We start from the raw sequence: 12,756 nt of genomic DNA, 5'->3' as shown, positions 1-12,756 counted from the left end.
TCGATTCTCACCCTTGTTTTAGCGCTTCGTCGAAAGGCGGAGCTGCCACTTCCGCCTCCTGCCCATTTACTTGAACCTTACTGCCGGGTTCGCCCAGTTCCTTGCGGATGTAACCCAACCCGTACGTTCGTTCTCCATCGCCAACGGGAACGCTCAACGCACTGGTGATCTCTCCCACTTTCTTTCCATCGACCTGCACTTCGGTTCCAGGCGTCGGTGCCGGACCATGGATCCGATATCCGATGTAGTGCCTGTGTACGGCCCCTCGCGAGCGGACTCGCTCCACGATCTCCTGTCCCAGGTAGCAACCCTTGGAAAAGTGCAGTGCGTGAAACTGCTCCGTTTCCTGCGGAATGTATTTATCGGTGATATCCAGACCGTACCGCGGCACACCTGCAGCCACTCGGAACATCTCCAACGCATCGGTGCCGACAGGTCTAGCTCCAGTTCCAACCAGGGCATCCCAAAGCTTTGGAACATTCTCGCCCGTAAGCCAGATCTCAAACGTCTTCGCGACCTCGCTCGCCATCCGCGTCACTGAGATCCCGATTCCGTTCCACACCATCTGCTGAACCTTGAGTGGCTCTACCTCATCGGCTATGGTCAGCCCAAGCCCTCGCAGCACCTTCAGTGACTCCGGCCCCTGCACCGCAATTCCACTCAATTTTCCGCTGACGTCCGTGACCTCTACGTCATCCATGATGATGAACTTGTCGAACAGTTCCAGGATCTTTGGTGCCTGCCAACGCTCGGTATCGCAAAGCAGGTGATCGCCCATGTTGTAGACGTACACGTCGCCTTGGATTCGCCCCTGCGCGTTCAACAGAAAGCTGTAATTCCCGTGTCCTTCCGCGAGGTCTCGAACGTTGTTCGTCACCATGCCGTTCGCCCAACGCACTCGGTCGGCCCCGGTCAGCACGATCTTCGCCCGCCAACCCAGGTCGTAAACGCCGCAACCGGAGATTAGCGCTCGATATTCGGCCTTAGGATCGCCAAACCCGCGCGCGGTTTCCGCCCCGCAATATTCCCCGAATTGTGCCCCGGCTGAAACCAGCCGTTCATAGAGAGGAGTTCTGTCCATAGCCCAAACTTCGATTATAAATGGCCCACCTTAGTTCCGCTTCCGCGTACGTTGCGCTATGATTCCGCGGTTTAGGAGGACGAAATGAAGTCCCATATCATGCTGTTGACCCTGCTCCTTGCATCCGGATTAGCCTTCGGGCAGGAGCACAAAGTCAAGATCAACAATCCTCGCTTCGATGCGCTGAGGACTCTCGCTGGTGACTGGGAGGGAAAGGTCGACGGAAAGGTCGGCACCGAAACCTATACCGTCGTCTCCGGCGATTCCGCCATCATGCTCGAACAGCGGATGCCCGAGGAAGGTGCGGGCAACATGATCACCATGTTCCACACCGATGGCGACAAACTCGTCGCCACCCACTATTGCGCCATGGGTAACCAGCCACGGATGATCTCAGAGCCCTCCAACGACACCAAGGTCATCGCCTTCAAATTCAAGGACCTCACCAACGACGACGGCAAATCCGGTTCCATGCGTGATCTCACCATCCGCCTGATCGACAAAGACCATCATGTGCAGGAATGGACGTGGGTAGGTCCAGACGGAAAATCTTCAACCGTGCAGTTTGAGTATTCCCGTGTCAAGGCTGCGCCCACTCAGGGTAAGTAGGTGTCCGATCTGTTATCTTGTCCGGCGTGAACGCAAATCGTAAACGCATAGCAGTGGTGCCGGGCGACGGCATCGGCAAGGAAGTAATCCCCCAGGCTCTCGAAGTCCTCCAAGCGACCGGCGCCCCTCTCGACTTCACCCTGTTCGACTGGGGCGCCGACCGTTACCTCGCCGACGGAACAACGATCCCCACCGATGGCTTCCAAATGCTCGCCCGCGACTTCGACGCCATCTTCGTCGGCGCACTCGGCGACCCGCGCGTTCCAACCAACATCCATGCCAAGGAAATCCTCCTCGGCATGCGCTTCAAGATGGACCTGTACGCAAACGTCCGTCCGGTAAAGCTTCTTGACGAAAGCCTCTGCCCACTGAAGAACGCCCGCAACATCGACTTCGTCGTCATTCGCGAAAACACCGAGGGCGTTTACATGGACATGGGCGGCTACTTCAAGAAAGACACCCCCGACGAAGTCGCTACCCAGGAAGACATCAACACTCGCAAAGGTGTCGAGCGGATCATCCGCTTCGCCTTCGATTACGCACGCTCGCATGGCCGGAAGCGCGTCCTCATGGCCGACAAATCCAACGTCATGTCCTACGCCGGCGGCCTCTGGCAACGCGTGTTCAAACTCGTCGCGCAGGAATACGCAGATATCCAAACTCAGCACACGTACGTCGACGCCCTCTGCCTCCAGATGGTTCGGGAGCCGCAATCGCTCGATGTCATCGTCACCAACAACATGTTTGGGGACATCGTCACCGATCTCGCCGCTGCCCTCCAGGGCGGACTCGGCATGGCCGCCAGCGGCAACATTCATCCCGGCCGCACCTCAATGTTCGAACCCGTTCACGGCTCCGCTCCCCCAATCGCCGGAAAGAACATTGCCAATCCGATGGGTTCGATACTCACCGGCGCAATGATGCTCGCGCACCTCGGCTTCTCAGCCGAAGCTGCAAAGATCGAGGCTGCCGTCATCAAAGCTGTTCAGGAAAAGAAAACCACCGTCGATGTCGGTGGCTCACTCGGCACAAAGGAATGTGCCTCTTGGATTGCTAACCAAGTGGTCCGCTAACTACTTCGGCGGATCAGCCGTCTGCGTAGTGGTTTGCGGTGTCTCCAGTTCGGGCATCTCTTCCGCCACCGCCCTTACCGTAAATCCCGCTCTAACAACCGCCACCTTGGGCAGACCACCCTCTGGGCGGCGGAACTTTTTCAAGCTCTCTAAATCCGACTTCTTGAGGAAAGTCCGCAGGAATCCCGCCGAGGGAATCTGGTCAAACGTAAAATCCTCTCCCGGCTGAAACTCTTCTTGGGTAGCGACAATAATCTCCTGCTCGCTCGTGAACTCCTCCTTCACGGAGGGGTCCAGCACCAATACCCAGAACACGTCGTAATCCGACGGTCCATCCGGCATCGCGCTCAGCACTTCGTTGTGGTCGAACGCTGACTGCTCAGGAACCCGGTGCTGTGTTCCGGGCGAAACAAAATACAAATTCGGACGCTTATCGCTCGGCTTAGGTGAAATCTTCGGACCCAGATTCCATGGTCCCACTACCAGCGCACGCCCCGCCTTCACCGGTACGGAATCGAATTTCACCTTCCGGCCCGCGAAGTAAGCCTGGTCCAGATGTAAAGGCTTCGGCGTAGGTTTCGGAAGACTTTTGGTCGTCTTCTTCTTCCCGTCAGCGGCCGAAGCCGCTACCGATACCGCTACACACAATACCGTCACCGCTATCTGTCTTGTCACTCGTCGGTTCATGGATAAATGGACGCGCGAATTATATCTTTGTTTCCCTGGTTCCTATCGCACCAAAGTCTCTGTCCTGCCGCTTACCTGCTAAAGTTGTTTCTACCCCGAAATGCGTAAGATCCTCGCCAATCGCGGACTCCGCCTCATCTTCGCCGCCAACATGATCTCCATGATTGGCTCCGGGATGAACTCCGCCGCCGTCACCTGGTACCTGCTGCAAACCACTGGCACCGAGATAGCCCTCGGCTGGCTCCTCGTCTTGCAAACCATCCCTGCTATGGCTCTGATGCCACTTTCCGGCGTCATGATCGACCGCGAGGATCGCCGCCATATTGTTATGATGCTCGACGCCGGTCGCGGCCTCATCATCCTGCTCATCGCCGTGCTCGCCCTGATGCACCGCGTTCAAGTGTGGCAGCTTTACGCGATGGCCATTCTCGTCGCCATCGGCTTCTGGATGTTCTGGCCCACAGTCACGGCCCTCATTCAGGAACTCACGCCCGAAACTGATTTCGTCCACTCCAACACCTTTCTCATGGCTGGAGTACAGGGCGGATGGGTTCTCGCCGGCGCCTTCGTCGGCTTCGTTTACAACCACATCGGACTTGGCGGCGTCCTCCTCATCGACTTCTTCACCTACGTCGCTTCCTTCTCCTGCTACCTGTTCGTGCGTCACGGCCGCCACGTCGTGCACCACCCGATGCGTGAAGAAATCGTCGAAGTCGAGCATTCCGTGGCACGCTACTTCCACGAGATGCGCGAAGGTCTCCGTTACGTCCGCCAGCGCAAGTTTCTCGTCCTGCTCGCCACCAGTTGGGCCATGTTCCTCGGCGGCATGCTCACCAATTCCGTCATCACCGCTCCGCTCAGTGATCGCATTCTCCACGCTGGCGCAGAAGGCTACGGCTGGCTCAACATGGGATGGGCCACCGGGGCTGTCATCAGCGTCTTCTTTACCGCTTGGACCGTCCGCAAAATCGGTGCGCGCAGCACGATCGCCATCACCATGCTGGCCATAGCGCTCGCCTGGTATATCGCTCCCTTTATTCCCATTCTTGCCGTCGGCGTCGCCTTGTACTCGATCGGCGGTGCGGCGCGCGGCATGGCTGGCGTTGCGCTCTCCAGCACGCTCATGGAAACCGTCCCCAAGCACTTCATGGGACGTGTCCAGAACACCATCTACTTCGCCGGAACTTCCCTTCAACTTTTCCTCGGACTTTCCGTCGGTGTCGTAGCCCATCGAATCGGATTGGCGCTTGCCTTCGCCATGGTCGCTACCGTTTATTTCGCCGGTTTTGTTGCTGCCTTGATTCCCGCCGAACCAATCACCATCACCCGCGCCGACGCCACCAACGCCTGACCGGTTTTGTTTCAGGCGCTCTGGCTGTTATTCTTTTCGTTTCCGGGGTGCGGAGGATTCGTTTCTGATGGGTATTAGTCTCGAAGGAAAAACGGCAGTCGTATTCGGAGTCGCCAACAAGCGCAGCATTGCGTGGTCAATCGCGCAGCAACTGCACAGCGAAGGCGCCAATGTCGCTATCACCTACCAGAATGAGCGTCTGCGCCTTGAGGCCGAAGATCTCGTGAAGTCCTTGCCCGGCGCGGAAGGTTTCCAGTGCGACGTCTCCAGCGACACCGAAATCGACCACCTCTTCTCCAAGCTCCGCGAACGCTACGGCAAGATCCACAGCCTGGTCCACTCTGTCGCCTATGCGCCCGCCGACGAGCTTAAAGGAGACTTCATCAACACCACTCGCGAAGGCTTTCGCATTGCCCACGACGTCAGCGTCTATTCCCTGATCGCCGTCTCGCGAGCGGCTGCACCCTTGATGACCGATGGCGGTAGCATCATGACCCTCACCTATTACGGCTCCGAGAAAGTCGTGCCCAAGTACAACGTCATGGGTGTCGCCAAGGCCGCGCTCGAAGCGACCGTTCGCTATCTCGCCAATGATCTTGGCAAGCAAGGCGTGCGCGTAAATGCCATTTCCGCCGGACCGATCAAGACTCTTGCAGCCCGCGGCATCTCCGGACTAGGCGACATGATGTCAAGCCATGCCGAACGCGCACCCTTGAAACGTAACGTGGAAACGGAAGAGGTGGGCAAGACTGGCTTGTTTCTGGCCTCAGACCTCAGCACAGGCATCACCGGCGAGGTTATCTACGTAGACTGCGGCTACAACATCATGGGCTTCTAGCTGGCGTGGGCGTCTCGCCCACGCTAAGTTCACACTTTGATCGTGAATTTTCTCTGCTCTGAATTCACCCGCTCGATCACGATCTCCACATCTCGTTCTTTCACTAGCTTCGGAAATTTCTCGCCCCACTCGATAAGCACCACATTCCGCTCATCGGAGATTAACTCTTCCAGCCCAAGCGTCTCCAGTTCCCTTTCCGTTTCGATCCGGTAAAGATCAATGTGGTATACCGTCACATCCGGTCCACGATACTCATGAATCAGTGTGAAAGTGGGACTGGTCACATCCTCTTCTGACGCCGCCTCGAAACCCTCCGCAATTCCTTTCGTCAGCGTCGTCTTACCCGCACCCAGGTCCCCGTGTAGCAGCACAAGTCTGGGCGGCGACAACTCTTTTGCGAGCTGCCGTCCCAACGCAATCGTCTCATCCGCCGAATTGGTAATGAATTCGCGACTCACGTTTATTAAGCGTGGAATGTGAAGCCCTTCTGTGCCAGCGACATCTTGGCTCTTTTGAACGCCTCGGGAATATTCGCCAGTATGTCGCCCGCTATCAGCGACGCCTCGCCCACTTTCTCCCGCGCGATATCTCCCGCCAGGCCGTGTAGATAAACTGCCGCCAGTACCGCCGTCGCAACATCCTCCGTCTGCGCCATCAACCCTGCGATCATGCCGGTCAACACATCGCCCGAGCCGCCGCTTGCCATCCCCGGATTCCCGGTCACGTTCACCCACACCGCTCCATCCGGCAGAGCAACAATCGTCCGATGCCCTTTCAGAACGAGGTAGCACTGCTGCCGCGTCGCGAATTCCTTCGCAATCTGGATTCGGTCCTTCTGGATCTCGCTCGTGTGTACATCAAGAATTCGCGCCATCTCTCCCGGATGCGGCGTCAACACCAGTGGTCGATTCTTCCCGAGCAGTTTTCGTGCTGCCCCCTCAAACGCATTGAGTCCGTCCGCGTCGATCACCAGCGGCGCTTTGCAGTCCAGCATGAATGTATGAATGAACTCGACTGTCTGCGGATTTCGTCCAATGCCCGGCCCGAGCGCGACCACGCGCTTTCCTTCCAGGATCGCCTCAATCCGGCCGTATCCGTATGCCAGCGGCGAGATGCTTCCTACCTCCGTCTCCGCCAAAGGCTCCGTCATGATCTCCGGCGTATAACCCGCGACTACCGGCAGCACCGACCGTGGCGTCGCCACCGTGGACAGTCCTGCACCACTCCGCAACGCCGCGAGACCTGCCATCGCAACCGCACCAGACTTCCCCACCGATCCACCAATGATCAGCGCATGTCCATAGGTTCCTTTATGAGCTTCCGGGTCTCGGTCCGCCAGGAATGTTGCAAAGTCTCTTGGCGTGATCATGTGCGCATTCAGTTCCGACTGAATCGCCGCCTCCGGGGAACCGATCGGCGCCACCATCGTGTCACCCTTGGTTAGTGCTCCGAAAATGTGCGCCGGTCGCGGTGCCGTGAATGTCACCACGTAATCCGCCTTGGCTCTTACCACGCTGGAAGGCTCTGCCGCATCGGCGTCCGCACCCGAAGGAATGTCCACCGCGACCACCGGCTTGCGTGACCTGTTGATTAGTGCAATGGCGTCGGCGTACAAGCCGCTCGCCGGAGGATGAAAGCCCGTGCCGAGAATGGCATCCACGATGACATCGGCCTTCATCGCCTCTGCCAAAGCCTCGCTCTTCAACTCCTCCGCCGACTTCACCACAATCGGAGTCTCGCCCATGCGCGCGAACATCGCTGCGGCATCGCCTTTCAACTCCGAAGGTTCGGCCAGCAGGATCACCGTTGTGCGTATTCCTTCGTCACCGAATTTCCGCGCCGCCACGAAACCGTCGCCGCCGTTGTTGCCCTTGCCACACAGGATCGTCACCCGTCTCGCACGCTTAAACATCGCCATCACGAAGCGCACCACTGCCGTCCCCGCATTCTCCATTAGCGTGAGCGAAGGAACTCCGTGCTCTTCCGTTGTCACGCGATCGATGTCGCGCATTTCTGCTGCAGTAGTAATTTTCATGAAATTGTTTTGAAAGCTCTAACGTAAGGCCGTCTTTGCACTCGCGCTTTCTTGCAGCCTTCTCAGCCCGCCCGGCTCGCCCATCGCGATCAGGTAATCCCCAGCTTCGATCTTGTCATCCGGTTCCGGATTGAAGTGCATCCCTTCGCGTTTCTTGATCGCCAGCACAATGATGTTCATGGTCTGTCTTATCTGTGAGCCCGCCAGCGTCTTTCCAACGAACGGCGCGCCTGCTTCAACCTTCACTTCTGCCAACTCCAGGTCGAGCTGCCGGTCTGACGCCGTCGCAAGATCCAGAAAATCAATCACATTTGGCCTCAGGAACGACTGTGCGATCCGGTGCCCCGCGAATGTATATGGCGAAATGACTATATCCGCCCCTGCCTTTCGCAAATGTTTCTCCGCATCTTCTTCGCTGGCACGAGCGATGATCTTGAGCTTCGGATTCAAACTTCGCGCCGTAAGCACGATGTATAAATTGATTGCGTCCGTAGTCGCCGCTGCCACCAAACCCGACGCATACTCCACCCGCGCATCCTTCAGCGTCTGTTCCTGCGTCGCATCGCCGCTGAGCAACAACCACTTTTCGTTTAGCTTCAGCACCTTCTCCGAACTATTTTCAATGATCAGGAAGGGCGCCGGCTTCATCAACAACTCCCGCGCGACACTTCTGCCCACGCGCCCGGCACCACAGATGATCACGTGATTCGTGAGACGACTGATCTCCCGCTCCATGCGACGCCTTCCAAAGAATTTGCGGAGTTCGAATTCTAGCAAAGCTGATGCTAGCGCCCCGATCGCCAGGAACAGCAGCCCCACTCCCACCAGGATCACATACAGGTTGAAGGCTCTTCCAACTGCGCTAAGTTCGTGAACCTCGCGATACCCGATCGTCGTAATCGTCGTCACGACCATGTACAAGGCATCGAACCATGTCCACCCCTCAATGAAGTGGAACCCGAATGTCGCGATCACTGCATGAACGAACAACAGCGCAATGATCACCCTTAGGTTACGCAGTCCCCTGATTGGAGCGGATGGCATCGCTCGCAAGTGTCACGGATGAATGCCGTCGCGCGCAAGTACAGAAAGCAAAAAGAAAGCCGTGGCGCTTGGCCACGGCTCTTAACAACCAGGAAACCTAGTCTGCCATCACGGTCGGCTTGGGCGTCGGCGCAGTCCTCATCTTCTGCACGCGGCTGTGATGACGCCCGTAAAGGACGTAGATGAACATTCCAATCACCAGCCAGATGATCAATCGCTCCCAGGTAATCCAAGGCAGGCTGGCCATCAGGTAGAACGAAACCACCATCCCCATGATTGGCACAAACGGTACCCACGGCGTCTGGAACGGACGAGGCAGGTCCGGTCTCCTCCGCCGTAGAATCCACACGCCGCCGCTTACGATCACAAACGCCAGCAATGTTCCGATGCTCACCAGGTGACCAAGATCATTGATAGGTAGCAGGGCCGGCAAGAAGGCCACACACACACCCACGATGATCGTCGAGATCCAAGGCGTCCGGAATCTCGGATGAATGGCTCCTGCCCACTTCGGAAGCAACCCGTCCCGCGACATCGAGTAGAACACGCGCGACTGACCCAGCAACATCACCAGCATAACGGTAAACAGTCCGAACACCGCTCCGGCCTTCACTACCAGGCTGCTCAGCTTGATCGCATGCTGGCCCAGGTTGACCGTCCATCCAATATTCGTAGCGTCAATGCCAACCGCCACCGGATCCGGCACGTTCAGCTTCGTGTAATGAACCACGCCCGTCAGCAATCCCGAAACCAGGATGTACAGCACCGTACAAACAGCGAGTGACCCAAGGATGCCGATAGGCATGTCCTTCTTGGGATTCTTCGCTTCCTGCGCTGCCGTCGACACCGCATCAAATCCGATGTACGCGAAGAAAACCACCGCCGCGCCGGTTGATATACCCGACCACCCGAATAATCCTCGGCCTTGGTTTGCCGGGATGAAGTCACTCCAGTTCGTCATCGCAACATTCGGGTTGCGCAGAACGTAGAGCCCGGCGATTGCGATGAAAATCAGCACAATCGCGAGCTTCACAATCACAATCGCCGAGTTCAGGTTCGCCGATTCCTTGATGCCGATCACCAGCACCAGCGTAACCAGCAGGACGATGAAGAACGCGACGAAGTTGAAAATGCCCGTCACTTGCGGCAACCCGGCAGCGCTCACGCCATCCGGCAGGCTGCTGATCGCCGTCCACCGCCCGTCATAAAAAGCGAGTTTCGCTCCCGGTACGGCCGTGAACTGAGGCGGTATGTGAAGTCCGAAGTCCTGCAGCAATGAAACGAAGTATCCGCTCCAGCCAGCCGCGACTGTCGCCGCGCCGAGTGCGTACTCCAGCACCAGGTCCCATCCGATGATCCACGCGAACAACTCGCCCAGCGTCGCGTATCCATATGTATAAGCCGACCCCGCGATCGGGATCAGGGACGCGAACTCCGCGTAGCACAACCCCGCAAACGCGCATGCTATGCCGGCCAGCACAAACGACAGCACAATCGCCGGGCCGGCATGTTGGGCCGCGGCCTGTCCGGTCAGCACGAATATGCCCGCGCCAATGATTGCGCCGATTCCAAGCGTAATCAGGTTTACTGGACCGAGCGCACGTTTGAGACTGTGCTCTCCTTCTTCATGCGCCTCCGACAGGAGCATGTCCATCGGTTTTGTAATTAAGAGCTTCGACATGGATTTCCTTCTGCCTTTCCGCAGATCACTTCGTATCTATGCATCCACCGGCCTGGCGGCGGTCCGGCGCGACCACAGGTAATACACCGGAATACCGCATAAAACGATAATCAGCCCCGGCCAGGTGTACTGGGGTTTATATCTCAAAAGTACGACATCGATAAACACTGCCATCGCAATGTAGATCGCCGGCAGCACCGGATATCCAATCGCCCGATACGGCCTTTGCGCATCCGGTCGCGTTCTCCGCAACACGAACAGCCCCACGATCGTCAGCACGTAAAACACAAGCACTGCAAAAATGATGTAGTCCAGCAACTGCCCGTACGTACCCGACAGACACAGAATGCAGGTCCACGCGCATTGAACGAACAGCGAGATGTGCGGCGTCTTGTACTTCGGATGTAACCTTCCCGCGCTCTGGAAAAACAACCGGTCTTTCGCCATGGCGTAGTAAACACGCGCGCCCGCCAGGATCAGTCCGTTGTTACACCCGAACGTGGAAATCAAAATGGCGATGGCCATCAGCACGGCGCCGCCCGCCGGGAACATCACCTGCATCACGGCGGTGCCCACGCGATCTTCCGTCGCATACTGAATGCCGCGCGCCAGCACCGACGTCCCATTCGGATCGCCCACCAGCGGCAGCACGCTCAGGTACACAAAGTTCGCCGCGATATAAATGGCGATCACCACACCCGTACCCAGCGCCAGTGACAACGGCAGGTTCCGGCTGGGGTTCTTCACTTCCGCCGCAGTGAACGTCACGTTGTTCCACGCGTCCGACGAAAACAGTGACCCGACCTGTGCGACCGCCACAATCACCAGCGTCCCCAGCAGACCGCCAATCCCGATCTGTGCAAACTCCGGCGCGCTCGTTCCCGCATTCCGCCAGAAGTTCCCGAAGTTCGCTGCGATTGCCTCCGGGTTGCGCGCCATTGCGACCCCGAACAGAATCAGCCCCAGCAGCGCCGCCGTCTTCGCGATCGTAAAGATATTCTGGACAATCGCGCCCGTCCTCACGCCGAAGACATTCACCACCGTCAGCAACACGATTGTGATGATGCCCACCAGGTTCTGCGTGTTGAGCCCCACATCCATGTTTCCCAGCACCATAGGTCCCACATGGATCGGCGGCACCTTCCATAAGTGCAGAATCCAGTTCGTCGATGAGACAGACGGGAACAGCACGCCGAGGAATTTCCCGAACGCCACTCCCACCGCGGCGATCGTCCCCGTCTGGATCACCATGAACAGTGTCCATCCGTAGAGGAAACCCCACAGCGGGCCCAATGCCTCGCGCAGATAGACGTATTGCCCTCCTGCTCTTGGCATCATTGCTGCCAACTCACCATAGGAGAGCGCCGCCGTAATCGTCATGAACCCCGTCACCACCCATGCCAGAATCAGCAGGGCAGGCGAGTTCGTCAGTCGCGCAATATCAGCTGAGACAATAAAAATGCCCGACCCGATCATCGACCCCATCACCAGCGTCGTTGCGCTCGTGAGGCCGAGTCCTTTGACCAGTTCCTGGTCTTGAGTGGCGGGTAGTTCGTGGGTGGCGGTTACCGGTTGGATGTCGGTACTCAAGTGTTCCCCGATTGTAAGTTGCTGTCCTTATTCAGTTCGATGCCTGAAGGCGATGTTCCGGGTCGCCTCCGCTCGGTGCGAAAGACTTTACAACAAGAGCTGCCGAAATTGCTCCACGGATTTCGCAGGGTCAGGAAATAGGGACGAAATGAGCGCCAGTGAGTCTGCTCCGGCCCCAGTCACCTCCGCCGCATTCCCCACATTGATGCCGCCAATCGCCACCAGCGGCTTACGCGTGAGTTCCCTTGCCCGGCGCACGCCCTCCAGCCCCACCACCGGGTCGGGATTTGCCTTGCTCGACGTCGCGTATACCGGCCCTATCGCCAAATAGTCCGCCGAAGTCGCATCCCCCTCCCGAAGCTGCTCCGGATTGTGAGTAGAGGCCCCCACAATCATCTTCGGTCCAACCACCTTCCTTACAGCCTCCACCGAGAGATCGTCCTGTCCGACGTGGACCCCGTCAAAATCCGCCGCAAGGGCCAGATCCGCCCGGTCATTCATGATCAGCAAAACCCTTCGTCCCAGCCTCCGCCTCAGTTCTCTCGCGTCCGAGAGCATTTCTTTCGCAGTTCCATTCTTGTTTCGATATTGCAGCATCCCGCATCCCTGCAACGCCTCCGCAAACGCGAACAGCGTATTCCGGTCCGCGAAGCGGGCCGTGTCGAGAATCGGATACACCTTTGGCAATAGAAGTTCGGGCATGTCGCTCAATTGAATCACATCCGGAAAAACAAAGGGCCGGATCTCTCCGGCCCCCGTCTTCAAAC

At 57.8% G+C, this 12,756-nt stretch carries 12 protein-coding genes; 4 read left to right on the top strand and 8 right to left on the bottom strand.

The window, feature by feature from the left end:
- Positions 1–7: 7 nt before the first annotated feature.
- Positions 8–1,081, bottom strand: coding sequence for a hypothetical protein (locus tag VN577_00905; GenBank protein HWR13357.1), 1,074 nt, complete (start codon positions 1,079–1,081; stop codon positions 8–10).
- Between the two features lie 84 nt (positions 1,082–1,165).
- Here VN577_00905 and VN577_00900 point away from each other — a divergent pair, with 84 nt between their 5' ends.
- Complete coding sequence (locus tag VN577_00900) at positions 1,166–1,690, top strand: hypothetical protein (protein ID HWR13356.1); 525 nt, start codon at positions 1,166–1,168, stop codon at positions 1,688–1,690.
- Positions 1,691–1,716: 26 nt separating this feature from the next.
- The gene (locus tag VN577_00895; protein ID HWR13355.1) at positions 1,717–2,763 is read left to right on the top strand and encodes a 3-isopropylmalate dehydrogenase; all 1,047 of its coding nucleotides are present in this window, start codon (positions 1,717–1,719) and stop codon (positions 2,761–2,763) included.
- Here VN577_00895 and VN577_00890 read toward each other — a convergent pair whose 3' ends face one another.
- Positions 2,764–3,438 (bottom strand): hypothetical protein, encoded by a 675-nt coding sequence (locus VN577_00890; protein ID HWR13354.1) that lies wholly within the window; start codon positions 3,436–3,438, stop codon positions 2,764–2,766.
- A gap of 112 nt (positions 3,439–3,550) precedes the next feature.
- Between VN577_00890 and VN577_00885 the strand changes: the two genes are divergently transcribed.
- Both VN577_00885 and VN577_00880 read left to right on the top strand, forming a co-directional pair.
- Positions 3,551–4,801: an MFS transporter gene (locus VN577_00885; GenBank protein ID HWR13353.1), complete on the top strand. Its 1,251-nt coding sequence runs from the start codon at positions 3,551–3,553 to the stop codon at positions 4,799–4,801.
- Between the two features lie 67 nt (positions 4,802–4,868).
- Positions 4,869–5,639: an enoyl-ACP reductase gene (locus VN577_00880; GenBank protein ID HWR13352.1), complete on the top strand. Its 771-nt coding sequence runs from the start codon at positions 4,869–4,871 to the stop codon at positions 5,637–5,639.
- 29 nt (positions 5,640–5,668) lie between these two features.
- On the opposite strand, the gene tsaE is transcribed toward VN577_00880, so the two are convergent.
- The 6 genes from tsaE to thiE form a co-directional block, all read right to left on the bottom strand.
- Positions 5,669–6,097, bottom strand: coding sequence for a tRNA (adenosine(37)-N6)-threonylcarbamoyltransferase complex ATPase subunit type 1 TsaE (gene tsaE, locus VN577_00875; protein HWR13351.1), 429 nt, complete (start codon positions 6,095–6,097; stop codon positions 5,669–5,671).
- A 5-nt stretch (positions 6,098–6,102) separates the two neighbouring features.
- Positions 6,103–7,674 (bottom strand): NAD(P)H-hydrate dehydratase, encoded by a 1,572-nt coding sequence (locus VN577_00870; GenBank protein ID HWR13350.1) that lies wholly within the window; start codon positions 7,672–7,674, stop codon positions 6,103–6,105.
- A gap of 18 nt (positions 7,675–7,692) precedes the next feature.
- Complete coding sequence (locus tag VN577_00865; GenBank protein HWR13349.1) at positions 7,693–8,718, bottom strand: potassium channel protein; 1,026 nt, start codon at positions 8,716–8,718, stop codon at positions 7,693–7,695.
- A 97-nt stretch (positions 8,719–8,815) separates the two neighbouring features.
- Positions 8,816–10,399, bottom strand: a complete 1,584-nt coding sequence (locus VN577_00860; protein HWR13348.1) for an amino acid permease — start codon at positions 10,397–10,399, stop codon at positions 8,816–8,818.
- A 36-nt stretch (positions 10,400–10,435) separates the two neighbouring features.
- On the bottom strand, positions 10,436–11,989 hold the full coding sequence (locus VN577_00855) for an amino acid permease (protein ID HWR13347.1): 1,554 nt from the start codon (positions 11,987–11,989) through the stop codon (positions 10,436–10,438).
- Between the two features lie 87 nt (positions 11,990–12,076).
- Positions 12,077–12,754, bottom strand: coding sequence for a thiamine phosphate synthase (gene thiE / locus VN577_00850; GenBank protein HWR13346.1), 678 nt, complete (start codon positions 12,752–12,754; stop codon positions 12,077–12,079).
- Positions 12,755–12,756: the final 2 nt, after the last annotated feature.

Source organism: Terriglobales bacterium (assembly GCA_035561515.1).
Taxonomy (GTDB): Bacteria; Acidobacteriota; Terriglobia; order Terriglobales; family Acidobacteriaceae; genus DATMXP01.
This window is presented reverse-complemented; position numbering and strand designations above follow the sequence as displayed.